The organism is Pseudomonas sp. H9, from assembly GCF_004353925.1.
Classification (GTDB): domain Bacteria; phylum Pseudomonadota; class Gammaproteobacteria; order Pseudomonadales; family Pseudomonadaceae; genus Aquipseudomonas.
Map to the genome: position 1 here is coordinate 77,022 of NZ_SMOK01000021.1, position 26,583 is coordinate 103,604.

The 26,583-nt window shown below is 59.9% G+C and carries 25 protein-coding genes and 1 tRNA gene; 20 read left to right on the top strand and 6 right to left on the bottom strand.

Annotation, left to right across the window (positions count from 1 at the left end):
* The first annotated feature begins 1 nt into the window (after position 1).
* Positions 2 to 943, top strand: coding sequence for a folate-binding protein YgfZ (locus tag E1573_RS16500; RefSeq protein ID WP_133215583.1), 942 nt, complete (start codon positions 2 to 4; stop codon positions 941 to 943).
* Between the two features lie 62 nt (positions 944 to 1,005).
* Positions 1,006 to 1,815: an HDOD domain-containing protein gene (locus tag E1573_RS16505; RefSeq protein ID WP_133215585.1), complete on the top strand. Its 810-nt coding sequence runs from the start codon at positions 1,006 to 1,008 to the stop codon at positions 1,813 to 1,815.
* Here E1573_RS16505 and E1573_RS16510 read toward each other — a convergent pair.
* Together E1573_RS16510 and E1573_RS16515 are read right to left on the bottom strand one after the other, a co-directional pair.
* A complete protein-coding gene (locus tag E1573_RS16510; RefSeq protein ID WP_133215587.1) occupies positions 1,812 to 3,191 on the bottom strand; it encodes a sensor histidine kinase in 1,380 nt (459 codons plus the stop codon). The genes E1573_RS16505 and E1573_RS16510 overlap by 4 nt on opposite strands.
* Positions 3,184 to 3,855, bottom strand: a complete 672-nt coding sequence (locus E1573_RS16515; protein ID WP_133215589.1) for a response regulator — start codon at positions 3,853 to 3,855, stop codon at positions 3,184 to 3,186. The genes E1573_RS16510 and E1573_RS16515 overlap by 8 nt, the downstream gene beginning before the upstream one ends.
* A gap of 202 nt (positions 3,856 to 4,057) precedes the next feature.
* Here E1573_RS16515 and E1573_RS16520 point away from each other — a divergent pair, with 202 nt between their 5' ends.
* The 5 genes from E1573_RS16520 to E1573_RS16540 all read left to right on the top strand — a co-directional run bounded on the left by E1573_RS16520 (position 4,058) and on the right by E1573_RS16540 (position 9,458).
* A complete protein-coding gene (locus tag E1573_RS16520) occupies positions 4,058 to 5,347 on the top strand; it encodes an OprD family porin (RefSeq protein WP_133215591.1) in 1,290 nt (429 codons plus the stop codon).
* 34 nt (positions 5,348 to 5,381) lie between these two features.
* Entirely contained in the window at positions 5,382 to 6,362 is a 981-nt protein-coding gene (locus tag E1573_RS16525) for a tripartite tricarboxylate transporter substrate binding protein (RefSeq protein WP_133215593.1), read from the top strand.
* Positions 6,363 to 6,462: 100 nt separating this feature from the next.
* The gene (locus E1573_RS16530) at positions 6,463 to 6,921 is read left to right on the top strand and encodes a tripartite tricarboxylate transporter TctB family protein (protein WP_133215595.1); all 459 of its coding nucleotides are present in this window, start codon (positions 6,463 to 6,465) and stop codon (positions 6,919 to 6,921) included.
* A gap of 1 nt (position 6,922) precedes the next feature.
* On the top strand, positions 6,923 to 8,437 hold the full coding sequence (locus E1573_RS16535; protein WP_133215597.1) for a tripartite tricarboxylate transporter permease: 1,515 nt from the start codon (positions 6,923 to 6,925) through the stop codon (positions 8,435 to 8,437).
* Positions 8,430 to 9,458: an AbrB family transcriptional regulator gene (locus E1573_RS16540; RefSeq protein ID WP_133215599.1), complete on the top strand. Its 1,029-nt coding sequence runs from the start codon at positions 8,430 to 8,432 to the stop codon at positions 9,456 to 9,458. The genes E1573_RS16535 and E1573_RS16540 overlap by 8 nt, the downstream gene beginning before the upstream one ends.
* Positions 9,459 to 9,526: 68 nt before the next feature.
* On the opposite strand, the gene ung is transcribed toward E1573_RS16540, so the two are convergent.
* Positions 9,527 to 10,219 carry a uracil-DNA glycosylase gene (ung, locus tag E1573_RS16545; protein ID WP_133215601.1) on the bottom strand — a complete coding sequence of 231 codons (693 nt, stop codon included), beginning with the start codon at positions 10,217 to 10,219 and terminating at the stop codon, positions 9,527 to 9,529.
* A gap of 127 nt (positions 10,220 to 10,346) precedes the next feature.
* On the opposite strand from ung, the gene E1573_RS16550 reads away from it, so the two are divergent.
* The gene (locus E1573_RS16550) at positions 10,347 to 11,453 is read left to right on the top strand and encodes an enoyl-CoA hydratase/isomerase family protein (RefSeq protein WP_133215603.1); all 1,107 of its coding nucleotides are present in this window, start codon (positions 10,347 to 10,349) and stop codon (positions 11,451 to 11,453) included.
* A gap of 5 nt (positions 11,454 to 11,458) precedes the next feature.
* Here E1573_RS16550 and E1573_RS16555 read toward each other — a convergent pair whose 3' ends face one another.
* A complete protein-coding gene (locus tag E1573_RS16555; RefSeq protein ID WP_133215605.1) occupies positions 11,459 to 11,866 on the bottom strand; it encodes a hypothetical protein in 408 nt (135 codons plus the stop codon).
* A 216-nt stretch (positions 11,867 to 12,082) separates the two neighbouring features.
* Between E1573_RS16555 and E1573_RS16560 the strand changes: the two genes are divergently transcribed.
* From E1573_RS16560 to E1573_RS16590, 7 genes are all read left to right on the top strand, one after another.
* Positions 12,083 to 13,573: a sensor domain-containing diguanylate cyclase gene (locus E1573_RS16560; protein WP_133215607.1), complete on the top strand. Its 1,491-nt coding sequence runs from the start codon at positions 12,083 to 12,085 to the stop codon at positions 13,571 to 13,573.
* Complete coding sequence (locus tag E1573_RS16565) at positions 13,566 to 13,787, top strand: cysteine-rich CWC family protein (protein WP_133215609.1); 222 nt, start codon at positions 13,566 to 13,568, stop codon at positions 13,785 to 13,787. The genes E1573_RS16560 and E1573_RS16565 overlap by 8 nt, the downstream gene beginning before the upstream one ends.
* Positions 13,788 to 13,814: 27 nt before the next feature.
* The gene (locus E1573_RS16570; RefSeq protein ID WP_133215611.1) at positions 13,815 to 14,507 is read left to right on the top strand and encodes a pseudouridine synthase; all 693 of its coding nucleotides are present in this window, start codon (positions 13,815 to 13,817) and stop codon (positions 14,505 to 14,507) included.
* Between the two features lie 320 nt (positions 14,508 to 14,827).
* A complete protein-coding gene (locus tag E1573_RS16575) occupies positions 14,828 to 15,712 on the top strand; it encodes an alpha/beta fold hydrolase (protein ID WP_133215613.1) in 885 nt (294 codons plus the stop codon).
* A gap of 155 nt (positions 15,713 to 15,867) precedes the next feature.
* A tRNA-Gly gene (locus E1573_RS16580) sits at positions 15,868 to 15,941 on the top strand.
* A 78-nt stretch (positions 15,942 to 16,019) separates the two neighbouring features.
* Entirely contained in the window at positions 16,020 to 16,565 is a 546-nt protein-coding gene (locus tag E1573_RS16585) for a serine acetyltransferase (RefSeq protein WP_133215615.1), read from the top strand.
* Positions 16,566 to 16,675: 110 nt separating this feature from the next.
* Positions 16,676 to 18,373: a SulP family inorganic anion transporter gene (locus tag E1573_RS16590; RefSeq protein WP_133215617.1), complete on the top strand. Its 1,698-nt coding sequence runs from the start codon at positions 16,676 to 16,678 to the stop codon at positions 18,371 to 18,373.
* A 39-nt stretch (positions 18,374 to 18,412) separates the two neighbouring features.
* Here E1573_RS16590 and E1573_RS16595 read toward each other — a convergent pair whose 3' ends face one another.
* Both E1573_RS16595 and E1573_RS16600 read right to left on the bottom strand, forming a co-directional pair.
* On the bottom strand, positions 18,413 to 19,066 hold the full coding sequence (locus E1573_RS16595) for a LysE family translocator (protein WP_133215619.1): 654 nt from the start codon (positions 19,064 to 19,066) through the stop codon (positions 18,413 to 18,415).
* Between the two features lie 70 nt (positions 19,067 to 19,136).
* Positions 19,137 to 20,210, bottom strand: a complete 1,074-nt coding sequence (locus E1573_RS16600) for a glycerophosphodiester phosphodiesterase (protein WP_133215621.1) — start codon at positions 20,208 to 20,210, stop codon at positions 19,137 to 19,139.
* Positions 20,211 to 20,321: 111 nt separating this feature from the next.
* On the opposite strand from E1573_RS16600, the gene E1573_RS16605 reads away from it, so the two are divergent.
* From E1573_RS16605 to E1573_RS16625, 5 genes are all read left to right on the top strand, one after another.
* The gene (locus E1573_RS16605; RefSeq protein WP_133215623.1) at positions 20,322 to 21,344 is read left to right on the top strand and encodes a DUF4917 family protein; all 1,023 of its coding nucleotides are present in this window, start codon (positions 20,322 to 20,324) and stop codon (positions 21,342 to 21,344) included.
* An 87-nt stretch (positions 21,345 to 21,431) separates the two neighbouring features.
* Positions 21,432 to 21,971: an RNA polymerase sigma factor gene (locus tag E1573_RS16610; protein ID WP_133215625.1), complete on the top strand. Its 540-nt coding sequence runs from the start codon at positions 21,432 to 21,434 to the stop codon at positions 21,969 to 21,971.
* The gene (locus E1573_RS16615) at positions 21,968 to 22,918 is read left to right on the top strand and encodes a FecR domain-containing protein (RefSeq protein ID WP_133215627.1); all 951 of its coding nucleotides are present in this window, start codon (positions 21,968 to 21,970) and stop codon (positions 22,916 to 22,918) included. Before E1573_RS16610 ends, E1573_RS16615 begins: the two co-directional genes overlap by 4 nt.
* 115 nt (positions 22,919 to 23,033) lie before the next feature.
* Positions 23,034 to 25,586: a TonB-dependent receptor gene (locus E1573_RS16620; RefSeq protein ID WP_133215629.1), complete on the top strand. Its 2,553-nt coding sequence runs from the start codon at positions 23,034 to 23,036 to the stop codon at positions 25,584 to 25,586.
* Positions 25,587 to 25,688: 102 nt separating this feature from the next.
* Positions 25,689 to 26,576 (top strand): DMT family transporter, encoded by an 888-nt coding sequence (locus E1573_RS16625; protein ID WP_133215631.1) that lies wholly within the window; start codon positions 25,689 to 25,691, stop codon positions 26,574 to 26,576.
* The last annotated feature ends 7 nt before the right edge of the window (positions 26,577 to 26,583 follow it).

Genomic DNA, 26,583 nt, shown 5'->3' on the forward strand with positions numbered 1-26,583 from the left:
CATGGCCGATTCCGCTTTTTACTGCACCCTATCCCACGAAGGCGTCCTCGCCGTCCGCGGCTCGGACGCTGGCAAGTTCCTGCAAGGCCAACTGACCTGCAACCTTAACTACCTCAACGACAGCACCAGCAGCCTCGGCGCTCGGTGCATGGTCAAAGGTCGTATGCAGTCGAGCTTTCGCATCCTGCCAGACGGCGACGGTTTCTTGCTGGCGATGACCCGCGAGCTGCTCGAAGCGCAACTGGCCGACCTGAAGAAGTACGCAGTGTTCTCCAAAGCCAAGCTGACCGATGACAGCGATGCCTGGGTTCGCTTCGGCTTGCAGGCCGGCGAAGCAGCGCTACAAGCACTGGGCCTTGAAGTACCGGGCCAGATTGACGCCATCAGCCGACATGACAGGCTGATCGCCATTGCCGTCTCGCCAGGTCGCATCGAACTATGGGTACCGGCTGAACAGGCTGGCAACGTCCAGGCGCAACTGGCGGAACAACTGCCACAAGGGGCGCTGAACGACTGGTTGCTCGGGCAAATCCGCGCCGGTATTGGCCAGGTCATGGCGCAGACCCGCGAACTGTTCATTCCACAAATGATCAACCTGCAGGCCGTGGGCGGTGTCAGCTTCAAGAAAGGCTGCTACACCGGCCAGGAAATCGTTGCGCGCATGCAGTACCTGGGCAAACTCAAGCGTCGCCTGTACCGGGTTGCCTTGGCCAGCGACAGCTTGCCCGAACCCGGCACTGAGATTTTTTCGCCCACGCATGGCTCTTCCGTCGGTGAAGTCGTGCTGGCGGCGCGCAGCGCCGAAGGCAGTGAACTGCTGGCCGTTTTGACCGCTGACGCGGTAGAAGACAACAACCTGCACCTGGGCAGTGCCGACGGCCCTCGCCTGGAGCTGTTAACGTTGCCTTATGAGCTGGACCGCGACCGCGAGATCCAGCGCTGAGCCAGCTTTACCCCAGCGCCTGTCGGGCTGGGGTTCTCCTTGAATTGCGCTAGAGATTTACGATGAACAAGCTGGCCGAGATGGTCCAGGCCCAGTTACTGGCCGCCATCGACAACGATGACCTGGTACTGCCGACCTTGCCGGAGGTCGCCCTGAGCATCCGCGAGGCCGCCGAAGACAGCGAGATCAGCGTCAGCGCCCTGAGCAAGGTCATTGGCCGCGACGCCGCCCTGTCGGCCCGCCTGATCAAGGTAGTGAATAGCCCACTGCTGCGCGCCAGCGTCGAAGTCACCGACCTGCAGACCGCGGTCACCCGCCTTGGCATCAATTACAGCTGCAACCTGGCCGTTGGCCTGGTGATCGAGCAGATCTTCCACGCCCGCTCCGAGGTGGTGGAAAAGAAAATGCGCGAAATCTGGGCCACCAGCCTGGAAGTGGCCGGCATCAGCTATGAACTCTGCCTGCGCTATACCCAACTCAAACCTGATCAAGGCGCCCTCGCCGGGCTGGTTCACCAGATTGGCGTGCTGCCGATCCTGATTTACGCCGAAGAACACAACGAGCTGCTCTCCGACCCGGTGTGCCTGAACTATGTCATCGACCAGATCCACCCGGCGCTGGGTGACAAAATTCTCAGCAGCTGGGAGTTTCCCGAACAATTGGTGAGTTTGCCCGGCCAGGTGCTGGACCTGGACCGCGGCAGCGATCGCGTCGACTACGTCGACATCGTGCAGATTGCCCGCGCCTTGAGCCCTGCCCTGGGCAAGTCCCGACCACTGGCGGCACTGCCCGCGTACCGCCACCTGGGGCTGCCGACCGGAACCGAATTGGTGGCCAGTGAATTGCTCTATGCCCGGTCGATGTTCCGTTAGTCAACGGTAAAACTGACCCGCACTTTCAAGCCACCGCGTTCACCGTCGTGGAGGCTGATCTGCGCCAGATGGGCACGGCAGATTTCACCGACAATGGCCAACCCCAGGCCAGTACCCTGAGCACCGCGCCGATAAAAACGCTCGAACACCCGTTCGCGCTCAGGCTCAGGGATACCCGGGCCGTCGTCTTCGACTTCCAGCACTCCGGGCCCATAGACCCGCAAAATGACGTTGCCCCCCTTGGGTGTATGGGCCAAGGCGTTGTCCACCAGATTACTGAGCAGCTCATTCAGTAAGGTCGGCTCGCCACGGACATGAACCGGTACCTCGGCCTCCAGCGCCAGCGCCACACCACGCGCATAAGCCAAGGGGGCCATGGCCATGCCCAGCTCACGTGTCAGTTGACTCAGGTCGAGCGACTGAGCACCGCCTTCAGCAATAGCCCGTGCTCCGTTTTCCACGCGCGCCAGCGACAACAGCTGGTTGGCCAAATGAGTCAACCGGTCGGTACCTTGCGCCGCCGACTCCAGGGTGTCGTGCCAGACCTGGGGCTCGTTTGAGCGCAGCCCTAGTTCAACCCTGGCTTTCAATGCCGCCAGGGGGGTGCGCAGTTCATGCGCGGCTTCGGCAATGAACTGTGCCTGACGCTCGAATTGACCGCGCAGGCGCTCGGTGAAGTGATTCAAGGCGCGCACCAACGGGCTCAACTCGCGCTGCACTTCGACCAGCGGCAAGGGGCGAAGGTCATCGGGCTGACGCTCTTCTACCGCGCTGCGCAAGCGCTCCAGCGGACGCAATGCGGCACTGACCGCAAACCACACCAGCATCAACGCCCCAAGCGCCAGCATGCCGAGCCGCAGCAGAGTATCGGCCATCAGGCCGCGAGCCATGCGCACGCGCGCCTCTTCGGTTTCGGCCACGCGAATCTCGGCCATGCCGTTCATATTCGGCTCACTGACCGGTTTGAGCAGACTGACCACGCGTACGTCCTGCCCCAGATAGCGCGCATTGTAGAAACGCGCCAACGCCGGGTAAGCATCGGTGCGTGGCGTGCCGGGCGGTGGCGCCGGCAGGTTTTCATAGCCGGAAATCAGACGCTGGTGAATATCGTTGACCTGATAGTAAATGCGCCCGGCGCTGTCGTAGGCAAAGGTATCCAGCGCCACGTAGGGCACATCGGCACTCAGGGTGCCGTCGCGCTGAGACAAGCCGGCGGCAATGGTACGCGCCGACGCCAGCAAGGTGCGATCGTAGGCAGTATCCGCAGCTTCACGGCCGTTCCAGTAAGCACTCAGGCCGCTGGCGAGCATCAACACCACCAGCAGCAAGGCCAGGTTCCATACCAACCGCCCGCGCAGGCTTCCGCTGTCACGCATCGCGGTGCTCTAGCAGATAGCCGAGCCCTCGAAAGGTGACGATGGCCACAGCATGCCCATCGAGTTTCTTGCGCAGCCGATGGATGTAGATTTCAATGGCGTCGGCACTGGCTTCTTCATCCAGTCCGAACACCTGGGCGGCTACTTGTTCTTTGCTCATTACCCGCCCCGGGCGCGCAATCAAGGCCTCAAGCACCGCTTGCTCGCGCGAGGTCAAGGTCATCAACTCGTCACCGAGGGTGAAGCGCCGGGTGTCCAGGTCATACACCAAGGGGCCACAGCGTTGTTGGCGCTCACCGCCGAGTACACTGCGGCGCAGCAGCGCTTTCACCCGCGCTTCAAGCTCGGTAAGTTCGAAGGGTTTGGCCAGGTAGTCATCAGCCCCCAGGTTCAGACCATGGACACGGTCCTTAACGTCACTGCGTGCCGTCAGCATCAGCACCGGTACCGTTTTGCCGCGAGCCCGCAAGCGCGCCAGCACTTCGAACCCGTCCATACGCGGCAGGCCCACATCGAGTACAGCCACGGCGTATTCTTCGCTGGCCAGGGCCAGGTCAGCCGCCACACCATCGTGCAGTACATCGACGGTAAGGCCGGTGCTTTTCAGCGCCTGAGCCACGCTTTCAGCCAGCTGCAGATGGTCTTCGACGAGCAGCACACGCATCGTTTTCTCCCCGGTCGCGTCGCGGTCAATGGCGCGGAGTGTACAGCCGACAGGCCGTCTGTGAAGCCTTCGTAACAATGAAAATCCACTGAAAGGTTAGCGAAAGGTTCACCCCCTAGCATCCCCTCACGGCTCACTCTGCTTGCCGTAAAACTGAACATTGACGTTCGACTAATAAAAACAAAAACGGAGTTACTTAACGATGCTGTCCATGCAGCCACAGGTGTATCCGCCTACCCGCCGTTTACCTTCCCGCCAGACCGCAGTTGCCAGCGCCCTCGCCCTTGCCGGCGTCGCTCCGCTGAGCCAGGCCGCCTTCTTCGATGACAGCAAGGCGACCTTCGAAACCCGCAACATGTACTTCAACCGCGACTTTCGCGATGGCACCAGCGCCCAGCAATCCAAGCGTGACGAATGGGCCCAGGGGTTTATGCTCAACTTCGAGTCAGGTTATACCGATGGCACGGTAGGCTTTGGCCTCGATGCCCTGGGGATGCTAGGTATCAAGCTCGACTCCAGCCCAGACCGCACCGGTACTGGCCTGCTGCCCACCCACGATGATGGTCGCGCCGCCGACGAGTACTCCAAGCTCGGCGTTACCGGAAAAGTCAAAATTTCAGACACCGAATTGAAAGTCGGCACCCTGATCCCGGAACTGCCAACCCTGCAACCGAACGACGGTCGTATCCTGCCGCAGACCTTCGAAGGCGGGTTGCTGACGTCCGGGGAAATCAAGAATCTGACCTTCACTGGCGGACGCCTGGAAAAAGCCCGGGACCGTGACAGCACCAACAACGAAGACATTGCCCTCAACAACAAGAACCGCCGTTTTGCCGGCACCGTTGCAGGCAATCATTTCGACATGGCCGGTCTGGACTACAAGTTCACCGACAAAATCACTGGCAGCTACCATTGGGCCCAGCTCGATGACGTCTACGCCCAGCACTTCGTCGGCCTGCTCGCTAGCCAACCATGGGGGCCGGGCACCTTCGGCGCCGACCTGCGCATGGCGTTCAGCGACGACCAGGGTCAGGCCCGCGGTGGCAAGATCGACAACACCGCGCTCAACGGCATGCTCAGCTACAGCATCATCGGCCACAAGTTCAGCGGCGGTTACCAGCACCTGTCTGGCGACACGGCCTTCCCTTACGTCGACGGCGCCGATCCGTATCTGGTCAACTTCGTCCAGATCAACGACTTCGCCGACGCCGACGAGCGCTCCTGGCAAGCCCGCTACGACTATGACTTCGCCAAACTGGGTATTCCCGGCCTGACCTTCATGACCCGCTACATCAGCGGCGATAATGTCAGCCTGGCCGATGGCGGTGAAGGCAAAGAGTGGGAACGCGACACCGAGTTCAAGTATGTGGTGCAAAGTGGCGCCCTGAAAAACGTCGCCGTGCGCCTGCGCAACGCAACCTTCCGTTCGAACTTTGCCCGCGACGCGGATGAAGTGCGGCTGCTGGTGAGTTACAGCCTTGCGCTGTGGTAATCCCCGACAACAATAATGCTCACGGAGATAGACGATGAACGTTTCACTGCACCGCATTGCTCTGGCCACTGCCTGCCTGATGTTCGCCAGCCACGCCATGGCCGCTGAACCCAAACGCCCTGAATGTATTGCCCCCGCCTCCCCTGGTGGTGGTTTCGACCTGACCTGTAAGCTGGTGCAAAGCGCCCTGGTCAACGAAAAAATCCTCCACAAACCCATGCGCGTGACCTACATGCCCGGTGGCGTCGGCGCGGTGGCCTACAACGCCGTGGTCGCCCAGCGCCCGGCCGATGCCGGGACTCTGGTGGCCTGGTCCAGCGGTTCGCTGCTCAACCTGGCCCAAGGCAAGTTTGGCCGCTTCGATGAGAACGCTGTGCGCTGGCTGGCTGCCGTCGGCACCAGCTATGGCGCCATCGCTGTGAAAAGCGATTCGCCATACAAAACCCTCGACGACCTGGTTGCCGCACTGAAAAAAGACCCGAGCAAAGTAGTGATTGGCTCCGGAGGCACTGTCGGCAGCCAGGACTGGATGCAGACCGCACTGATCGCCAAAGCCGCCGGCATCAACCCACGCGACCTGCGTTATGTCGCCCTTGAAGGCGGTGGCGAAATTGCCACGGCGCTGCTCGGCGGGCATATCCAGGTAGGCAGTACCGACATCTCCGACTCCATGCCGCATATCCAGAGCGGTGACATGCGCCTGCTGGCCGTGTTCGCCGAAAACCGTTTGGACGAACCGGAAATGAAGAACATTCCGACCGCCAAGGAACAGGGTTACGACATCGTCTGGCCGGTAGTGCGTGGTTTCTACATGGGGCCGAAAGTCACCGACGAAGAGTACAACTGGTGGAAAGCTTCGTTCGACAAGCTGCTGACCTCGGAAGAGTTCGCCAAATTGCGTGACCAGCGCGAGCTGTTCCCGTTTGCCATGACCGGTGACGAACTGGACGGCTACGTGAAAAAACAGGTGGCTGACTATAAGGCCCTGGCCAAGGAATTCGGGCTGATTCAGTAAGCCTCACACCCTTAGAACCGCATCGCGGGGCAAGCCCGCTCCTACAGACACGGTGTCTCGCTGTGGGAGCGGTCTTGCCCCGCGAAAAGAGGATTCCCCAATGATCCTGCAACGCATTTTTGCCTTGTTGCTGCTGGCGGTGTGTGCCGCGCTGGCCGTCATGGCCTGGCCCTATCAGGCTGCGTTCTCCTACGAGCCGGTCGGCCCACGTGCCTTTCCGCTGTTGCTGATAGGCCTGATGGCCTGCGGCCTGTTGTATCTGGCAATCCGTCCAACGCCGATTGTGCGTAAGGACGATGAACCTGAACTGGACCGCGAATCGCTGATCAAGATCGGCATTTGTGTGGCTCTGCTGCTGGTATTTGCCAGCACCTTCGAATCGCTGGGCTTTGTCCTGAGCAGCATTCTCATCGGCATCCCCATGGCGCGGCTTTACGACGGTCGTTGGCTACCCAGCGCAGTCATCATCACGCTGATGAGCATCGCGCTGTACTGGCTGTTTGACCGTGTAATGGATGTGCCCCTGCCCCTGGGCCTGCTCGACGTACTGGAGAACTGACATGGATACGCTTGGTTATCTCGGCCAGGGTTTCGGCGTTGCCCTGAGCCCATACAATTTGGCCACGGCCCTGGTTGGCAGCCTGATCGGTACGGTCGTGGGCCTGCTACCGGGCCTGGGCCCGATCAACGGTGTAGCGCTGCTGATCCCGATTGCCTTCGCCCTCGGCCTGCCGCCGGAGTCGGCGCTGATTCTGCTGTCTGCGGTGTATCTCGGTTGTGAATACGGCGGGCGCATCAGCTCGATCCTGCTCAACATTCCCGGCGAAGCCGCAACCGTCATGACCACTCTCGATGGTTACCCAATGGCCCGTAAAGGCATGGCCGGTGTTGCCCTGTCGCTGTCGGCCTGGAGTTCGTTCATCGGCGCCTTCATCGCCACCTGCGGCATGGTGTTGTTCGCGCCCTTGCTGGCCAAATGGGCAATTGCCTTCGGCCCGGCGGAATACTTCGTATTGATGGTGTTTGCCATTGTCTGCCTCGGCGGCATGGCCGGTGACAAACCGCTGAAAACCTTTATCGCAGCACTGATCGGCCTGTTCCTGTCGTGCGTCGGTATTGATGCCAACAGTGGCGTCTACCGCTTTACCGGCGACAGCGTGAACCTGGCTGACGGTATTCAGTTCGTGGTGCTGGTGCTGGGCTTGTTCTCGATCAGCGAAATTCTGCTGTTGCTGGAAAAAACCCATCACGGCCATCAAGCGGTCAAAGCCACCGGGCGCATGCTGTTCAACCTCAAGGAAGCGGCCTCGGTGTTCTGGGTGAACATCCGTTGCGGCGTGCTGGGCTTCATCATGGGCGTATTGCCCGGTGCAGGTGCGACCCTGGCCAGTGCGGTGGCCTACATGACAGAAAAACGCCTGGCCGGTGCCAGCGGTAAGTTCGGTCAAGGTGACAAGCGCGGCCTGGCAGCCCCGGAAACCGCCATTGGCGGTGCATGCTGCGGTGCGCTGGTGCCGATGCTGACTCTGGGCGTTCCCGGTTCGGGCACGACTGCGGTAATGATTGGTGCGCTGACCCTGTACAACATCACCCCTGGCCCACTGCTGTTCCAGCAGCAGCCGGACATCGTCTGGGGCTTGATCGCTTCGCTGTTCATCGCCAACGTCATGCTGATCATTCTGAACGTGCCGATGGTGCGTCTGTTCACCCGCATCCTTGCCGTGCCGAACTGGGCACTGGTACCGGTGATTGCAATCATCACCGCCATTGGTGTGTATGCCGTGCACGCGACCACCTTCGACCTGTTCCTGATGATCGCGATTGGCATCTTCGGCTACATCCTGCGCAAGCTTGATTTCCCGCTGTCGCCGTTGCTGCTGGGCTTCATTCTCGGCGGCCTGATGGAGCAAAACCTGCGCCGTGCCCTGTCGATCTCCAATGGCGGCCTGGACATTCTCTGGTCCAGCCCGATCAGCATGACAGTCTGGGTGCTGACAGCACTGATGCTGACCTTCCCGCTGCTGCGCATCTGGCGTAAACGTACCCTTCAGCGTCGCGCCCTGGCCGATGTCTGATCGCCCTTCGTCACTGTTCTGGGCTACAGGGCTGGTTGGCCTGGCCGGCGGGTTTCTCGCCAGCCAGGTCAACTGGCCGTTGCCGTGGATGGTCGGCTCGCTGCTCGCGATCATCCTGGTCCGTTGCCTGACGCCCTGGCAACTGAGTGAAATCCCCGGAGGGCGCAAATGCGGCCAATGGATTATCGGCATTGGCATAGGCCTGCACTTCACCCCGGCTGTGGTCGAGCAAGTGGCGAGCAATTTCGGCCTGATTTTCTGCGGTGCGCTAATCACCAGCGTGTCCAGTGTCGTCGGCATCTGGCTGCTGCGCCGCACCGGCGAAGACCGCGCCACGGCGTTTTTCTCCAGTATGCCGGGGGGCTCCGGCGAGATGGTTAACCTCGGCGCCCGCAACGGAGCGGTACTCAGTCAGGTCGCTGCCGCCCAAAGCCTGCGGGTGCTGGCGGTGGTACTGTGTGTACCAGCGCTGTTCAAATACTTGGTGGGTGACGGCGTGCCGATCACCCATAACGGCAGCGTCAGTTGGGCATGGCTGGCGTTGATCTGCCCATTGGGCGTGCTGATGGCCTGGCTGTGGCAGCGTTTGAAACAGCCCAATCCCTGGTTGTTCGGCCCCTTGCTGGTCGCCGCTATCGCCAGCGTCGGTGGCGACTTGCACATCGCGCTTCCCGACGGTGCCAGCCAGATTGGCCAATGGTTGATCGGCAGCGGGCTGGGCTGTCACTTCAACCGGGCGTTCTTTCGCCGGGCACCGTCCTTTCTGGGCCGCACCCTGGTCGCCACGGCCTTGAGCATGCTGATCGCCGCTGTGGCTGCGTGGGTCTTGAGCCACCTGACCCAACTGGACCTACGCTCATTGACCCTGGGCATGATGCCTGGGGGAATCGCTGAAATGAGCCTGACCGCCGAGACCCTGCAACTGTCCGTACCGCTGGTGACGGCCTTGCAGGTGATGCGTTTGCTGTTCGTGCTGTTTCTGGCCGAACCGTTGTTCCGGCACTGGGCTGCTGGCAAGTAGGAGCGGGCTTGCCCCGCGATGTGGCTTTACTGACACACCGCAATCGCGGGGCAAGCCCTCCCCCACCGTTACAGCGCAGGCAGGCGCCAGTCCACGGGCGTCAGGCCGTGTTGTTCGAGGAACTTGTTGGTGCGGCTGAAATGCCCACAGCCGAGGAATCCACGATACGCAGACAACGGTGATGGGTGCACGGACTTGAGCACCAAATGCTTTGTGGCGTCGATCAGCTTCTGCTTGCTCTGCGCATGGGCGCCCCACAGCAGGAATACCGTATTTGGCTGAGTTTCGCTGACCACCTGAATAATGCGATCAGTGAAAAACTCCCAGCCTTTCTTGGCATGCGACGCAGCATTGGCGCGCTCCACCGTCATGGTGGTGTTGAGCAACAACACGCCCTGCTCGGCCCAACTTTGCAGGTAGCCATGTTTGGGAATGTCGATGTTCAGGTCACGCTGCAATTCTTTGTAGATGTTCACCAGCGACGGCGGCGTGGGGATGCCCGGCTGCACTGAAAAGCACAGACCATGGGCCTGGCCTGGGCCGTGATAAGGGTCCTGACCGAGAATCACCACCTTTACTTTGTCCAGCGGCGTGGAATTGAGCGCATTGAAAATCAACGGGCCTGGCGGGTAGATCTCTTTGCCAGCGGCGTACTCCTGGCGCAGGAATTCACGCAGTTGCTGCATGTAAGGCTGGTCGAATTCGGCACGCAGCGCTTCTTTCCAGCTAGGTTCAAGTTTGATGCGATCGTCGTCAGTCATGGGGCCATCCGTAAACAATGGCGCGACACTAGGAAAGCTGCCGTTGCTTGTCAATCGATCCGACCGGCGACCGGCAGTTTCGCCGACAACGGCCATACTTGTCCGGATCAGACGAATGAGGTCGCCCATGGCCGTACAGTGCGAAGAACTCACCGGCGTCGATGGTGCCCGTATCGGCATCGCCACCCTGGATGCCGCCAAGGCCCTCAATGCCTTGTCGTTACCGATGATCGAAGTGCTCGACCAGCAACTGGCCCAATGGGCCGACAACCCGGACATTGTTTGTGTGCTGCTGCGTGGCAACGGCCCCAAGGCGTTTTGTGCGGGTGGCGAAGTGCGCAGCCTGGCCCAGGCCTGCCGCGATCACCCCGGCCAGGTGCCGCCGCTGGCAGCGCAGTTCTTCGCCGATGAATATCGCCTCGACTACCGCTTGCACACCTACCCCAAACCCTTGCTGTGCTGGGGCCATGGGCATGTGCTCGGCGGTGGCATGGGCCTGTTGCAAGGCGCCAATGTGCGTATCGTTACTCCAAGCACGCGCATGGCCATGCCGGAAATCAGCATCGGCCTGTACCCGGATGTCGGCGCCAGTTGGTTTCTGGCTCGTTTGCCGGGCAAGCTCGGCCTGTTTCTTGGTTTGACCGGCGCCCCCATCAACGCCACCGACGCCCTGGAACTAGGCCTGGCCGACCGTTTCCTGGGAGAAAGCCAACAGGAAGAACTGCTTGATGACCTGTTGCAATTGAACTGGCAGGAGCAGACCGCCCTGCAACTCAATAGCCTGCTCAAAGCACAACAACACGGAGCCCAGGGCGAACTGCCCGAAGCGCAGTGGCTACCACGGCGCAAGCAGATCGACGCACTGCTGGATGTCGCCGACCCGGTGTGCGCCTGGCGCGCGATTGCACAATGGCGCAACCATGCCGACCCGTTACTGGCTAAAGCCGCGAAAACCATGCTTGAAGGTTGCCCGCTGACTGCCCATCTGGTCTGGCAGCAGATCCAGCGCGCCCGACACCTGTCGTTGGCGCAGGTGTTCCAGATGGAATACGCCATGAGCCTCAATTGTTGCAGGCACCCGGAATTCGGCGAAGGGGTGCGCGCCCGGTTGATCGACAAAGATCAACAACCGCGCTGGCACTGGGCAGACATTGCCCAAGTGCCAACGGCGGTGATCAACGCGCACTTTGCCAAGGTCTGGGAAGGGCGCCATCCGTTGGCAGACCTGGCCTGATCGACTCAACGATGCCAGCTGCGCTCCTGCCTGCCGTCGCGGTCGCGGTCGTGGCGCGAAGGCCCCTGGCGGTAGCGATCATTGCGATGGTTCGGGTAGGGCTGATAGTGACGCTCCGGTGCCGCACGGTAATAGTGCGGAGTCGGCCGGCCATAGTGGGGAGCAGGACGGTACTGATGCGATGGCGCGTGATAGCGCGGCGGTGAGTAATAGCGCGGTGGCGGCGCGTAATAACGCGGTTGTGGCACCACGTAGTATCCACGGTTGTAGGGATAATCAGGCCGGTAATAGCCAGGGTAACCATAACGTTCGGCGGTATAGACTTCTGTTCGGTAGTAACCGTTACCTCCATAAGGGGCACAGGCGGTGGTCAGCAAACTCAGCACTGCAACAAGCAAAAGTCGGCGATACATGGCGGCCTCCCGGACCGCGGAACTGCCCATCCCAGCGGCGCTGGTCGGCATCGATCAGCAAGGGCCAAACGACAACAATTAAGACCACGAAGTGTCGATCCGGTGCCCTTGCTGCAATAATTTGCAACAAGGACAATGCCCTTGAGATTTGTCCAGTTATTTTCCAGCCATACCACTAGAATGGACGGCATTGGCTTATTTCAAGGGAATGTCATATTGCCTCGCTCCGCCCTGTTTTCGCAGCGCTCGCTGATCCTGACCTTGTTGTTGTTGCTGGGCAGCGGCTTTCTGGCGACATCGCTGTTGAGCTATTTCGCCTCGCGCAGTTCGATTCGCGACAGCATCGTCAACACTGAGCTACCGCTGACTTCCGACACCGTCTACTCGGAAATCCAGAAAGACCTGGTACGGCCGATTCTTATTTCTTCGATGATGGCGCACGACACGTTCCTGCGTGATTGGGCAATGGCCGGGGAAACTGACAGGACGCAGATTTCCCGCTACCTCAACGAGATCATGGCCCAGTACCGTGCCTACACCGCCTACTTCGTTTCTAACGCCACCAGTAACTATTACCAGGCACAAAAAGGCGTGCTGAAGAAAATCGACCCCCTGGAGCCACGCGACACCTGGTATTACCGGGTAAAAGAGATGACTGCACCCTACGAAATCAACGTCGACCTGGACATGGCCAACCAGGACAAGCTGACGGTGTTCATCAACTACCGGGTGCTCGACTATCAGCAGAATTTCATCGGCGTCACCGGTATTGGCCTCACCGTCGAAGCGGTGGTGCGCCTGATCGATGATTACCAGCAGCGCTACCAGCGTCAGGTGTACTTTGTTGACCCGCAAGGCAACGTGGTGTTGACCGGGTCCAAAGGCGGTGCTCATGGTGCCCGTACCGGGCAGTCCCTGCGCGACTTGCATGGTTTGCGCGAACTGCTCAAGCAAATGCCAAACCCGGCCAGCGGCAGCTATGAGTACCTGAGCGCCGACGGCGACAGCCACTTTCTCAACGTGCGCCTGGTGCCGGAGCTGAACTGGTACTTGTTCGTCGACAAGCGTGAAGACGGTGCCCTGGACAACATCCGCGAGTCGCTTTACCTGAACCTGGCGATCTGCACCATCATCGGCCTGGTGGTGTTGTCGCTGCTCAATGCCATGGTCAAGCGTCATCAGGACAACATCGAAACCCTTGCCACCCGTGACAGTCTCACCGGCCTGCCCAATCGCCGCGGTTTTGACCTGCTGGCCGCCCAGGCACTGCATGAAGCTCAGCGCGAACCCAAACCACTGGTCGCTTTATTGATCGACCTCGACCACTTCAAACAACTCAACGATACATATGGCCATCTGGCAGGCGACGAAGTGCTGCGTCAGTTCGCCCGTGTACTGGAAAACTGCCTGCGCCAGGCGGATATTATCTGCCGTTGGGGTGGTGAAGAATTTATCGTGCTGCTCAAAGACACCGACGGTGGACATGCCCTCGAAGTGGCAGAGAAACTGCGCTTGCTCACCGAGCAGCAAGACTTCAATTTCAACGGCACGGTGATCAAACTGACCACCAGTATCGGCTTGAGTACCCTGCAGCCTGAGGATACCCTGCACAGCCTGATCGCCCGCGCCGATCATGCCCTGTACCGTGCCAAGCAAAGTGGGCGCAACCGCGTGTGTGTAGAAATGCTCAGGTCCGAATATGAATGACGCCCAATGCTGTCCCGCCTGCGGTGCCAGCAACCGTTGCAGCCTGGCCGACCCGCGCACGGCAACCCATGCCTGCTGGTGCTACAGCGTCACTATCGATCCTCAGATCATCGAAGCCTTGCCTGCCGAACAGCGCAACAAGGCCTGCCTGTGCCCCGCCTGTGCCCAGGTGCTGGAACAACTGGAAGCGGCAAAGTCTGCCGCCGACCGTTAAACTGCAACACCCTGCACCTGAACCTGTATGCGTCTCGATCGATTTCTCAGCAACCTGCCCTGCTTCAACCGTCAGCAAGTACGCGTGCTGCTGGCGCAACGGCGCGTGCGCGTCGATGGTCTCTACGTTAGCGACCCTCGCCTGGAGGTGCGCGAATTCAGCCGCGTTGAGGTCGACGAACAACTGCTACAAACCGGGCGCCCGGCGCGCTACCTGATGCTGCACAAACCCCAAGGCTGTGTCAGCGCCACACAAGACCCCGAACACCGCACCGTGCTGGACCTTATCGAAGAAACCGACAAGCACGAACTGCATATCGCCGGACGCCTGGACTACAACACCACCGGACTTATGTTGCTGACCAACGACGGCCAGTGGTCTCGACGCCTGACCCAGCCACAGACCAAACTGCCGAAAATCTACTACGTCGAAACCGAACAGGTCATCGAACCGCACTACGTCGAAAAGTTTCGCCAAGGCTTCTACTTCGCCTTCGAAGACCTCACCACCCTACCCGCCGAACTCAACGTGCTCGGCCCGCGCAGCGCCCGCTTGAGCATCGTTGAAGGTCGTTACCACCAGGTCAAGCGGATGTTCGGTCACTTCGACAATAAGGTGCTGCGCCTGCACCGCGAAAGCATGGGCCCGCTACAACTGGACCCGGGATTACGCCCGGGTGAGTACCGCGCGCTCTATCCCGAAGAGATTCTGGCGATCTGAGGCGACGACCGCTGGGCGGAAAGAATTCGTCAATTTCCCCAAAGGCACTTGCGGGTTACAGCGCTGCCTGCTTGAATCCAATCGTCGGTCTGCATGTGACTCGCTAGTCACGCTCGTAGTCCAAGACACCTTTTTGCTGGCTACCAGTGCCTCGAAGCACCGGGGTCCGGCAGATTGCCCACCTAGAACAATACCCGTCGACCGGCGTGAAAGGATCGACAAGGGCCCTCAGCTTCTTCTTCAAGGCGTATGCCTACCTGTCATAAAGAACGCGCATTCTTGCATGTGCGAACACCCTTTTTGCGCCAGGAGTCGACGACATGAGGCCAGAAATTGCTGTGCTTGATATACAAGGTCAGTATCGGGTTTACACGGAGTTCTATCGCGCAGATGCCGCTGAGAAAACCATCATTCTGATCAATGGCTCGTTGGCCACCACGGCCTCGTTTGCCCAGACCGTGCGCAACCTGCATCCGCAATTCAACGTCGTGCTCTACGATCAGCCCTATGCCGGAAAGTCCAAGGCGCACAACCGTCATGAACGGTTGCTGACCAAGGAAACCGAAGGGCAGATCCTGCTGGAACTGATCGATCACTTTGCCGCCGACCACGTCATGTCGTTCTCCTGGGGCGGTGCCTGCACACTGCTGGCCCTGGCGCACAAGCCGCGGCGTATCGAAAAAGCTGTGGTCAGTTCGTTCTCACCGGTGATCAACGAGCCGATGCGCGACTACCTGGAGCGCGGCTGCCAGTACCTCAGTGCCTGCGACCGACTGCAGGTCGGCAACCTGGTCAACGACACCATCGGCAAGCACTTGCCGTCGTTGTTCAAGCGCTTCAACTACCGGCATGTCAGTACCCTGGACAACCACGAATACGCGCAAATGCACTTTCACATCAACCAGGTGCTTGAGCACGACCTGGACAATGCCTTGCGCTCGGCCCGGGTCATCGACATTCCGGTGCTGTTCATCAACGGTGAGTGGGATGAATACACCACCATCGATGACGCCCGGCAATTCAATCAGCATGTACGCAATAGTCACTTCAGCGAAATTCGCGCTGCCGGCCACTTCCTCGACATGGAACACAAGGCCGCCTGCGACGAAACTCGTGACGCCCTGCTGAGTTTCCTCAAACCCGCCGTCCGGGAATCCCGCGTGCGCTACCCGTACGCCCAGGAACACCATGCACTGGCGATCTGAGCACTCCGGTTGGCGGTAGCGCAGCCTCCTGCATCAACGGCCCGCCTGGGCAGAAGGAAGATGCATGACCTCGCGCTACTGGCCTCCGACCGAGGTTTTTTACGCAGCAAGGCTTCAAATCGCAGAGTGCTTCTGGTACAACGTCAGCCCTGAGCGCGGGTGTCGTATAATGGCATTACTCCAGCTTCCCAAGCTGATAACGAGGGTTCGATTCCCTTCACCCGCTCCACTCTTTCAAGTGTTTCAACTCTCTTGAAACGCTCGCCACCACCCTGACAGCCGTCTTCCTTTTCCAGCACTTGCTTGCATGACACTTGAATGGCTATTTGAATGTTGGCGCCTTGAGGTCTCCAACAAGAAAAAACAGGGCAGCCGCATCGGCCTGATCTCCAATATCGTTCGACGCGCCCGCAAGGACAACAAGCTGCGTTTTCTGTTCTCCTTCCGCCTTGCCCAGTACCTGAACAGCAAGGGCGGCTTCTGGGCTGCACGCGCACGCAAGATGCAACAGCGCCTGAACCTGAAATACGCCGTCGACATCGACATCGGTGCCTGCATCGGGCCGGGCTTTCGCATTGCCCATCTGCCAGGCGTGGTGATCACCGGAAACGCCAACATCGGCCGCAACTTCTTCATTCGCCAGAACTGCACCATCGGCATCAAGACCCTCGGGCTTGAAGACTATGCGTTGAACATTGGCGACAACGTCAGCCTCGGGGCCAACAGCTGCATCATCGCTGACCGCCTGAGCATCGGCGATAACGTCATCATCGGTGCAATGACCCTGGTGACCAAAGACATCCCTTCCGGCTGCACCTTCTACAATAAGCGGGAATCCTGCACCGTCGGCTGATCAGCATGACTTGTTGACCTGACACCCGTTCCGCGATCGGCGAATGCGCTTTAATGGAGAATATTGCGCATTCATCAGCCCGGTTGCGAAACACTCGAAAGGACCCGTTCATGCTGCTTTCCCGCTGGCTTCCTGGTCTGTCCAACCTCCTGCATTACCGCCGTGAGTGGTTCCATGCCGACCTGCAGGCCGGCTTATCGGTTGCCGCGATTCAGATTCCGATTGCCATTGCCTACGCTCAGATTGTTGGCCTGCCGCCGCAGTACGGGCTGTATGCCTGTATCTTGCCGATGATGGTCTATGCCCTGGTGGGCAGCTCACGGCAGTTGATGGTCGGGCCCGATGCGGCAACCTGCGCCATGGTTGCCGGTGCCATTGCACCGTTGGCCATGGGCGACCCCACGCGTCTGGCGCAATTGTCGGTGATCGTGACCATGCTGGTCGGATTGATGCTGATCGCGGCCGGGGTGGCCCGTGCCGGCTTTATCGCCAGTTTCTTCTCGCGCCCGATTCTGATCGGCTACCTCAACGGTATCGGTCTGAGCCTGTTGGCCGGGCAACTGGGCAAAGTGCTGGGCTTCAAAATTGAGGGCAATGGTTTCATCCTCAGCCTGATCAACTTGCTGGAACGCCTCGGGGAAATTCACTGGGTGACCCTGAGCATCGGCCTGGCCGGGCTGGCATTGCTGATCTGGCTGCCGCGTAAATACCCGCGATTGCCTTCCGCTCTGGTAACCGTGGTGATTGCAACACTGGTGGTCGGCGTGTTCGGCCTGGACCGCTACGGCGTGGCCATCCTCGGCCCGGTACCCGCTGGGATGCCAGAACTGGCCTGGCCGAAAACCAACCTGGAAGAAATGAAAAGCTTGCTGCGCGATGCCTTGGGTATTGCCACCGTCAGCTTCTGTAGCGCCATGCTCACCGCGCGCAGCTTTGCTGCCCGTCATGGCTATGCCATCAATGCCAACCATGAGTTCCTGGCCCTGGGTGTCACCAACATTGCCGCTGGTGTTTCCCAAGGTTTCGCCATCAGCGGTGCCGATTCACGTACCGCCGTCAACGATATGGTCGGTGGTAAAAGTCAGCTGGTGGGCATCATCGCCGCGCTGGTTATCGCCATGATCTTGCTGTTTTTTACCGCACCGATGGCCTGGATTCCTCAAGCGGCATTGGGCGCAGTCCTGTTGATGGCAGGCTGGGGTCTGATCGACATCAAATCCCTGGGCAAGATTTACAAGCTCAGCCGCTTTGAGTTCTGGCTGTGTGTGCTGACCACGGTCGGGGTGCTGGGGGTCGGGGTGTTGCCGGGCATAATCATTGCCGTGACCCTGGCCATCCTGCGCCTGCTCTACAGCATCTACCAGCCCACCGATGCGGTTCTGGGCTGGGTACCGGGGATTGAAGGCCAGGTAGATATTGAAGGGCACAAGGATGCGCGCACGGTCAAAGGTCTGGTGGTATACCGCTTCGACGACGCGATCCTGTTCTTCAATGCTGACTACTTCAAGATGCGCCTGCTGGAAGCTGTACAACGGGAACTCGAACCACGGGCGGTGTTGTTCGACGCCGAAGCGGTGACCTCCATCGATGTCAGCGGCATTGCCGCGCTGCGTGAAGTACGGGAAACCCTCAAGGCACGCGGCATTCACTTCGCCATTGCCCGAGCTCGTGGACGCTTTCTGCGCATGCTGGTGCGCTCGGGCATGGCTCGGGAAATGGAGCAGCAGCTGCTGTTCGGTTCAGTCCGCGCCGGCATACGCGCCTATCGCGTCTGGCGTAACCGCATGCGCAAAGAGGAGGCACCGTAGAAGCGGGCTTGCCCCGCGATGCAATATGGCCAGCAGCCTTTAATCGCGGGGCAAGCCCGCTCCCACTGGCATCAAACCCGGCAACGCGTGCACAAGAGCATTGATGGCAAAGCCGATGAACATCACCCCACAGGCACGGGTGATCCACAGCTCATACCGGGTATACAGGGTGCGCACATGGCGGGCACCCACAATGGCGATCAGGATCACATAAGCCAACAAACCGCCAACAAAGCTCAGGGCAATCAGCGCCGGCAACATTGACCATTCCAAAGTTTCAGCACGGCTGGAGATCAGTGCGGTAAAGGTCGCCACGGCCACCGGGTAAGCCTTGGGGTTGGTCAAGCCAAAGACGATGCCGTGCAAGAACGGTTTGCGTACCGGCCCCTGATCGCCATTGCCATTGCCCGGGCGGCTGCGCAGGGCCCGCAGGCCCAACCAGAACAGGTACAGCCCGCTGAGCAGGCCGAGAATGTCGAACACCGAACTGCCGATCTGCCGCGCACCGACAATGGCCACCAACGCCGTGCTGCACCACAGCACATCCCCCAGCAGGTGCCCGCACAAAAAACCCGCCCCGGCCTTACGCCCGCGAGACGCGCCGATACCCAACACCGCCAGCACACCCGGCCCCGGAGTAATGCCGTAGATGAACCCGGAAGCCAGCACGGCAAACAGCAGCGAAAAAGTCATTGGGGGTCGGATCCTGAGCCAAAGCGCGAAGGCCGAAGTCTACGGCAGACTCCGGCGCCAGACCAACTATTCAAAAGCTCTGAGCATCAAGGATCTGCGCTTCGCTCATCGGCGCAGGGCGGGAAAAATACTCTAGCAAGCGGCCACTGCGGTTAGTGAATATGCCATCGACGCCCGCCGCCATGACCTTATCTACATCGACCGCCTCATCCACCGTGTACACATGCACCAGCAGCCCCTTGTCGTGGCTCAGTTGATTCATCCACGGCTGCACCAGATCGGCATAACTCTGTGCACCACCACCGGTGAGTGCAGCAGACGGACCAGTACCAATAGCGCCCGCCGCCTTGGCGTAATCCAGCCAGCGTTCGAACTCAGCTTTGCTCCGGGGTTGCTGGCGGGCATAGAACGCGGCTTTGTCGGTTTCGCCAGACTCGGCAAAGCTTTGTGCCGAAGCCGGTTCGATACTGCCCTTGCCAACCCACAACAGCAGCACCTTCGGCACTTGAGGCATTTCCTTGTGCAGCAAGGCCAGGCTGTTGCGGTCAAAGCTCTGCAACACCACCCTGCCCGGCTGGTCGAGCCAGCCACGCGCGTGCAGGCGCGCTTTCAAGTCGGCTTCGATTCCAGGGAACAACGTCGGCACCTTGGTTTCGATGTACAACCCCGGACGTTTATTCGGGTGCCCTTCAGCAATATCCATGACCTCGTCCAAGGTCAGTATCTGCAAACCTTTGAAGCCTGAACGCGCGCGCTCAGGGTAGGCCTGATTGAACCAGCTCCCGGCATCCAGCGACTTGAGTTCAGCCAGGGTGAAGGCACTGACCGGGCTGTTCTTGCGCTGTGGAAAACGCTCGGCCACATCACTGGTTCGCAGCAAGTTGTCATCGTGCACCGCCACTAACACACCGTCCTTGCTGCGTTGCAGATCCAGTTCGAGGTAATCGACCCCCAACTCCCGCGCCAGCACGTAGGCCGCTGCGGTGGACTCCGGCGCATCGAACGAGGCACCCCGATGAGCAATCACCGCCGGATATGGAATGCCCTGGCGTGCAGCCAGCTCGCGGCCCGATTCAGTCTTGGCCAACGCGGCCAGGGGCAGCAGCAGCAAACAACACAACCTGCCAAATCCTTGCATCGTCATGACATGTCCTCTTGGTCCCGTGCCAAACCAGCATAGTCACCGACACTGATGACAACGCAGTGGCATGCTAAAGTCGCGCCGATCAACTGCCACACCTGGAACAGTGAACCCATGCCCCACACCGACCTCGACGCCAACCTCCACGCTTGGCCTGACCTGATCGCCAGCCATCCGTGCAGCGGCCTGTTGCTTGGCAATGGTGCCAGCCGAGCATTGTGGCGCCCGTTCACCTATTTTTCGCTGTTCGAAGAAGCGCAGCGGGTGCGCCACAAACCCTTGAACCAGACTGACCAGGCCTTGTTCAAATCCTTTGGCACCGAGTTGTTCGAACCGGTGCTCAGCGCCTTGAACACCACAGTACGTATCAACGCCGCTCTGGCTATCAGTTCGTCAGCACCGCTGAACCGCTACTACGCGATCAAGGAAGCCTTGATTCACGCCGTTCGCAGTGTGCACATACCATGGCGGTTACTGCCGCCATCGACCTTGCAGCTCATTAACCACGAACTGCGTAGCTACCAGAGCGTGTATTCAAGCAATTACGACCTGCTTTGCCACTGGGCCGCCAGCCAGACTCCGGATGCGTTCCAAGCGTTGTTCGATGAGGAAGGCAGCTTCGATATCCGCCACACACGCAACCCAGGCACCCGAATGCTGTACCTGCACGGCGGCCTGCACCTACTCAAGCAGCAAGATGGCAGTACCCGTCAGCGCAGTGCCAGCGGCAGCCAACTGCTCGACGGTTTTGCCGTTAACACGCCGGGGGATGTACCGCTGTTCGTCAACGAAAGCAGCAGCGACGACAAGCTCAAGGTGATCCGCAGCTCTGACTACCTGAGCTGGTGCCTGGGTGAACTGGCACGTCATCAGGGCGGAATATGCCTGTTCGGTCAGCACCTGGACGCCAGCGATCGTCACCTGTTGCAGGCGCTCAAGCAGGCGCGCCCCGCACACCTGGCCATTGCTATCCGGCCGTTGAGCGAAGCCTCGATCATCAGCCAGAAACAGCATTACGCCCAGCGCTTTGCGGACACGCCAGGCATACCGCTGTATTTCTTCGACGCCAGTAGCCATCCCCTCGGCGCGCCTGGGTTGGAGGTTGCAGCTCCGCCACCGGTACGTAAGCGCAGATAAATACCGCGACACTTTTGTCATGGTAAACAGCAATTATTATCGATACCATTCGCGGCTTTCTTTTGCGGTCTACCCTGGAAAGCTGGCATGCAACGCTCCAAACCCGACCCGCTCGCACAGGAAACGTGCCGCGGGTTTTATGCCGATATCCTGCATTTCCTGCGCAAGCGCATGGACAATGCCAGTGATGCGGCCGATATGACCCAGGACGTGTTCACCCAATGGCTGGGGTACCGCGACCGGGCACGGGTGGAGCAACCGCGAGCGTTTCTGTTCCAGATGGCGCGCAATCTGCTCAGCGATCACTGGCGGCGCCAGCGTGTACGCCACACCGTTCTCGATGAACAATCAGAACCTGACGAAAACGCGGTTATTGATAACAACGCCGACCCACTGCACCACGCCCAGCAGCAGCAACGCCTGGAACAATTGAAGACCGTGATTGGCGAACTCTCGCCGCGCCGCCGTGAAGCCCTTATGCTGCACCGCTTCGAAGGTTTGTCGCAGGCACAGATTGGTGAGCGCATGGGCATCTCGGTGAGCATGGTGGAAAAACACATTGCCGCTGCACTGCTGCATTGCAAGCAGCGCCTGGACAGTGACAACGGCATGGAGCAGCCCGAATGACCGCCCTCCCCGATACCGAAAAACACTCGGTCGACGCCCAGGCCGCCCGCTGGTTTACCCATAACCGCAACAACCCTTCGCGCGCCTCGCGCAAAGACTTTGCCCTGTGGATGCAGACGCCTGAACACGCCCGTGCCTACAGTCAGTTCGAGCAGCTTTGGGACGATCTGGGCGCACTTAAAAGCCTCAGCCAGGTAGTGCCGTTACCTGCACGCAAACCCCGCAACTGGCGTCCGACTCTGGCTACTGCTGCGGCCCTGGTGTGTGCATTGCTGGCCGGCAACCTGGGGTTGCCCAGCCAGTACTACCAGCACAGCGTGGCGATCAACAGTGAACAAGCGCAGACCCTGGAATTGCCCGATGGCAGTCAACTGAGTGTCAATGCCCATACCCGACTACGTCTGGATTTCGATGGCGAGCGCCGCCTGATTCACCTGGACAAAGGCCAGTTCTACATCGATGTTGCCGCCGACAAAGAACGCCCGTTGCTCGTCGATGCCGGCAGTGCTCGAGTCAGGGTAGTAGGCACCGGTTTCGACCTGCGCCGCAGCCGACAGGAACTGGTGTTGAGCGTTGCACACGGCCAGGTCGCCCTGAAAACTTCCGAACAAGGCCCGGCACCGGCCCTGCTCGGAGCAGGCCAGCGCGCGGTCTACGATGCGGTCCGGGGCACCCTCAACACTCAGCACCTCAAAGATCAGGAAGTAGCTGACTGGCGTGGTGGTCACGTGACCTTTCGCGACCGTGAGCTGAGCAGCCTGATCGATGAGATCGCACTCTACCGCCCCGCCGAGATCGTGCTTGCCGACCCGGCCCTGGGGCGCTTCAGGGTCTCCGGCAACCTTGATGTCAATGACCCGGACGCCTTGCTCAATGCCCTGCCCGCCCTGCTCCCGGTCAAGACCGTGAGCCTGGCCGATGGCCGTTTGCGGATCGAGCGCAAATAAAACCTGAGAATATTTTTCATTCGCATATGAGGGTTTTCAGCAGTACCGCGTCTTCCTCCCGTCTGCGTAGTCATTGCAGGCCTTTTTGGCCTTTGTTGCCGTACTGGGGGATTTCATGTTGCGCGCGTTTCGTCCATTCACACCTTTGTCTGCTCGTCCATCGCTGCTGGCCGCTTGCCTGGCCCTGAGCCTGCAAACCGAGGCTGCGCCGGTCGCGCTGAACCTGCCGGCGCAACCGCTGGCGACGTCGTTGAGCCAATTGGCCCAACAGGCCAAGGTGCAACTGCTGTTCGACGAAGCCTTGCTGCGCAGTGTGCAGGCCCCGGCCCTGAATGGCGCGTTCGAAGCCCAGGAGGCGATTGAGCAACTGTTGCGTAACAGCCGCTTTACCGTGGTCAAGATGGGCAACACTTACGTGGTACGCCTGCGCGAAGGTGACCCAACCGCCGACAACGGTATCCAGTTGAGTGCCGTGAGCATCATCGGCGACAGGCATCAAATCGACCCCAGCACCGTCGGCCGCTCGACGCTGACCCAGGAAGACATCGACCGTTACCAGCCCAGCAATATTCCCAGCATCCTCTCGACCCTGCCTGGAGTGAACATGGGCGGCTCGGTCAAGCCCGGCGGCCAGACCATCAACATCTGGGGCCTGGGGGACGCCGAAGACGTACCGATGACTGTCGACGGTGCGACCAAAAGTGGATTTGAGCGTTATCAGCAGGGCACCATCTTTATCGAGCCGGAGCTGATCAAGAGCATTGAAGTCGAGAAAGGCCCGCACTCGATTTTCACCGGTAACGGCGGCTTTGGCGGCAGCGTCAACATGACCACCAAAGACGCTCCGGACCTGCTACAGGAAGGCCGTAACAGTGGCGCCATGCTCAAGTACGGCTATGCCAGCAACGACCACCAACAGACCTACAGTTCGGCGCTGTTTGGCCGCACCGATGATGGTCGTATGGACGCCCTTGCCTACCTGACCAAACGTGACGGCGGCGACATCAAGCTGGCCGATACCTTGCCCGATCCGGACAACAACTACCCAATCAACCCCCAGCGCCTACCCAACAGCGCCCTGGACCTGGAGGGAGCGCTGTTCAAGTTCAACCTGCACCTGACCGACGAACACAGCTTGGGCTTTTCCTTTTCTCGGTCAGAAAGTGAGCGCTGGACACCGTTCTCGTCTACCTCTTACCCGTCCCCCCCGACACAAAGGGACATCGACAAATATGGCTACGAAAGCGCCCTCAAGCGCAAACTGGCTCACCGTACGGTTACCGACACCACGTGGTCGACCACTTACAACTACCAGCCGATCAACAACCCACTGGTAGACCTGCAGGTGAAGTACTCGGTATCAGACACTGAACAAACCGACGAACGCCAGGCCACGGCGTACTTCCAGCCGTCCACCGGCGGACGCAAGATGGATACCGAGTACACCGACCAGATGCTCGATGTGCGCAACACCAGCCTGTTTGCCACCGGCCCTCTGGAGCACGCATTCACTGCTGGCTTCCAGGTACGTCGCCATGAGCGCGACACCGAAATGTGGATGCCGGGCAGCAAGTACGAAACGCCGCTCTACAACAACGGCATCTACCAGCCGAATTTCATGCCCACTGGTAGCGTCGACAGCCAGGGTTATTTCATTCAGGACGCCATCACCTTGGGTGAGGTGACCGTGACGCCGTCGCTGCGCTACGACCACGTTGCCAACAAGGGCAAGGAAAACGACGCGCCGTTCTACAACGACCCGCAAATGGGTCATGACTACAGCGAAAAGACTTACAGCGGCTGGTCGCCACGCCTGTCGGTGTTCTGGAAGACCAACGAGCAGACAGCCTTCTTCGCCGACTTCAGCAAAACCTGGCGCGCACCAGTGCTTGATGAGCAATATGAAGTCCAGGGCATGGGCAGCCGCACCGCCAGCAGCCGCAACCTCGACCCCGAGCGCATCACCGCCTTGCGCGCTGGTAACATCACAACCCTTTCGAATGTGTTCACCGAGCAGGACAACGTGCTGATCCGCACCACCCTGTTCCGCAACAAGATCGACGATGAAATTTTCAAAGCCACCGGCATTGGCTGCCCGGAACAGTTGGTCAGCGGCGAGAGCATCGCCGATGCGTGCGGCGGTGGCTTGATGTCCAACTACCGCAACATCAAGAGCGTCACCATCAAGGGCTTCGAGGTCGAAAGCTTCTACGATTCCACCTACCTGTTCGGCTCAGCTTCCTACTCGTGGATCAGCGGCCGCCACGAAGGTGCCTACACCAACCCGTGGGGGCCTGATGTTTGGGCCAAGGACATTCCAGCACCGAAATGGATCACCACCCTGGGCGTGAAGATCCCCAGCTGGGATGCGAAAGTTGGCTGGCAGGCGCAGTTCGTGCGCAAGACCGACCGCCTGCCCAGCGACAAATACCGCGAAGGCCCTGCCAGTGGGCTGGGCGACCGTTACTACGATCACTACGCCAACGACGATTATCAGATCCACGGCCTGTTCGCTAACTGGAAGCCCCAGCAGCCGTACCTCAAAGGTACTGAGGTCAACCTGACCGTCGACAACTTGTTCAACAATGAATACCGCGCTGAACTCAGCGGCGACTTTGCCTACAGCCAAGGGCGCAATGCCAAGGTGAGCATCACCCGCTTCTTCTGAAACCTCAGAAAACTGTACGGATGAACTTGCGACCAACTGTAACAAGATCATCCGTGCGGGCTGTGGCTCAATGGCTGGACTTATCTGTCACAGGCTTTTGCTATGTCCAGCCGCGAAAACACCGGAATGGCCCTCGGCCTTCTGGGCGTCATCATTTTCAGCCTGACCCTGCCGATGACCCGTATCGTCGTGCAGGAAATGCATCCATTGCTCAACGGCCTCGGTCGCGCCCTGCTCGCAGCCATCCCTGCCGCGCTGTTGCTGTTCTGGCGGCGTGAGAAATGGCCCACTTGGCAACAGATCAAAGGCCTGAGCCTGGTGGCCCTTGGGGTGATTCTCGGCTTTCCGGTGTTCTCGGCCTGGGCCATGCAAACCGTACCGGCCTCCCACGGCGCTTTGGTTAACGGCCTGCAACCGTTGTGTGTGGCGTTCTACGCAGCCTGGCTGTCCCATGAACGACCGTCGAAAGCCTTCTGGGCCTGCGCCGCAGCGGGCAGTGCCTTGGTGCTGGTGTACGCAATGATCATGGGCGCCGGGCAAATTCAGGCCGGTGATTTGTTGATGCTCGCCGCCATTGCCGTCGGCGGGTTGGGTTACGCAGAAGGTGGGCGACTGGCGCGGGAAATGGGCGGATGGCAGGTAATCTGCTGGGCGTTGGTGCTGGCCAGCCCGTTATTGATCGGCCCGGTGGTGTATCTGGCCCTGCAACATCAAGGACCGGTCAGCGCACAAACCTGGTGGGCCTTTGGTTATGTGTCGCTGTTCTCGCAATTCATCGGCTTCTTTGCCTGGTATGCCGGGCTGGCCTTGGGTGGCATTGCGCGGGTCAGTCAGATCCAACTGCTGCAGATTTTCTTCACCATCGCCTTTTCGGCGTTGTTCTTTGGTGAGCAGGTCGAATCGATCACCTGGCTGTTTGCGGCAGGGGTGATTGGCACCGTGGTATTGGGACGCAAGACCCGTGTCTACCCGGCACCTGTGAAAGCCTGATGGCCTC

Bases quoted from the DNA above. Each gene is read 5' to 3' on its own strand.
- E1573_RS16555 (WP_133215605.1), bottom strand. From the start codon at position 11,866: ATGTATCGCCGACTTTTGCTTGTTGCAGTGCTGAGTTTGCTGACCACC.
- E1573_RS16600 (WP_133215621.1), bottom strand. From the start codon at position 20,210: ATGACGATGCAAGGATTTGGCAGGTTGTGTTGTTTGCTGCTGCTGCCC.
- E1573_RS16575 (WP_133215613.1), top strand. From the start codon at position 14,828: ATGAGGCCAGAAATTGCTGTGCTTGATATACAAGGTCAGTATCGGGTT.
- E1573_RS16505 (WP_133215585.1), top strand. From the start codon at position 1,006: ATGAACAAGCTGGCCGAGATGGTCCAGGCCCAGTTACTGGCCGCCATC.
- E1573_RS16590 (WP_133215617.1), top strand. From the start codon at position 16,676: ATGCTGCTTTCCCGCTGGCTTCCTGGTCTGTCCAACCTCCTGCATTAC.
- E1573_RS16510 (WP_133215587.1), bottom strand. From the start codon at position 3,191: ATGCGTGACAGCGGAAGCCTGCGCGGGCGGTTGGTATGGAACCTGGCC.
- E1573_RS16565 (WP_133215609.1), top strand. From the start codon at position 13,566: ATGAATGACGCCCAATGCTGTCCCGCCTGCGGTGCCAGCAACCGTTGC.
- E1573_RS16550 (WP_133215603.1), top strand. From the start codon at position 10,347: ATGGCCGTACAGTGCGAAGAACTCACCGGCGTCGATGGTGCCCGTATC.
- E1573_RS16520 (WP_133215591.1), top strand. From the start codon at position 4,058: ATGCTGTCCATGCAGCCACAGGTGTATCCGCCTACCCGCCGTTTACCT.
- E1573_RS16585 (WP_133215615.1), top strand. From the start codon at position 16,020: ATGACACTTGAATGGCTATTTGAATGTTGGCGCCTTGAGGTCTCCAAC.
- E1573_RS16535 (WP_133215597.1), top strand. From the start codon at position 6,923: ATGGATACGCTTGGTTATCTCGGCCAGGGTTTCGGCGTTGCCCTGAGC.
- E1573_RS16525 (WP_133215593.1), top strand. From the start codon at position 5,382: ATGAACGTTTCACTGCACCGCATTGCTCTGGCCACTGCCTGCCTGATG.
- ung (WP_133215601.1), bottom strand. From the start codon at position 10,219: ATGACTGACGACGATCGCATCAAACTTGAACCTAGCTGGAAAGAAGCG.
- E1573_RS16595 (WP_133215619.1), bottom strand. From the start codon at position 19,066: ATGACTTTTTCGCTGCTGTTTGCCGTGCTGGCTTCCGGGTTCATCTAC.
- E1573_RS16530 (WP_133215595.1), top strand. From the start codon at position 6,463: ATGATCCTGCAACGCATTTTTGCCTTGTTGCTGCTGGCGGTGTGTGCC.
- E1573_RS16625 (WP_133215631.1), top strand. From the start codon at position 25,689: ATGTCCAGCCGCGAAAACACCGGAATGGCCCTCGGCCTTCTGGGCGTC.
- E1573_RS16540 (WP_133215599.1), top strand. From the start codon at position 8,430: ATGTCTGATCGCCCTTCGTCACTGTTCTGGGCTACAGGGCTGGTTGGC.
- E1573_RS16515 (WP_133215589.1), bottom strand. From the start codon at position 3,855: ATGCGTGTGCTGCTCGTCGAAGACCATCTGCAGCTGGCTGAAAGCGTG.
- E1573_RS16620 (WP_133215629.1), top strand. From the start codon at position 23,034: ATGTTGCGCGCGTTTCGTCCATTCACACCTTTGTCTGCTCGTCCATCG.
- E1573_RS16500 (WP_133215583.1), top strand. From the start codon at position 2: ATGGCCGATTCCGCTTTTTACTGCACCCTATCCCACGAAGGCGTCCTC.
- E1573_RS16610 (WP_133215625.1), top strand. From the start codon at position 21,432: ATGCAACGCTCCAAACCCGACCCGCTCGCACAGGAAACGTGCCGCGGG.
- E1573_RS16615 (WP_133215627.1), top strand. From the start codon at position 21,968: ATGACCGCCCTCCCCGATACCGAAAAACACTCGGTCGACGCCCAGGCC.
- E1573_RS16570 (WP_133215611.1), top strand. From the start codon at position 13,815: ATGCGTCTCGATCGATTTCTCAGCAACCTGCCCTGCTTCAACCGTCAG.
- E1573_RS16605 (WP_133215623.1), top strand. From the start codon at position 20,322: ATGCCCCACACCGACCTCGACGCCAACCTCCACGCTTGGCCTGACCTG.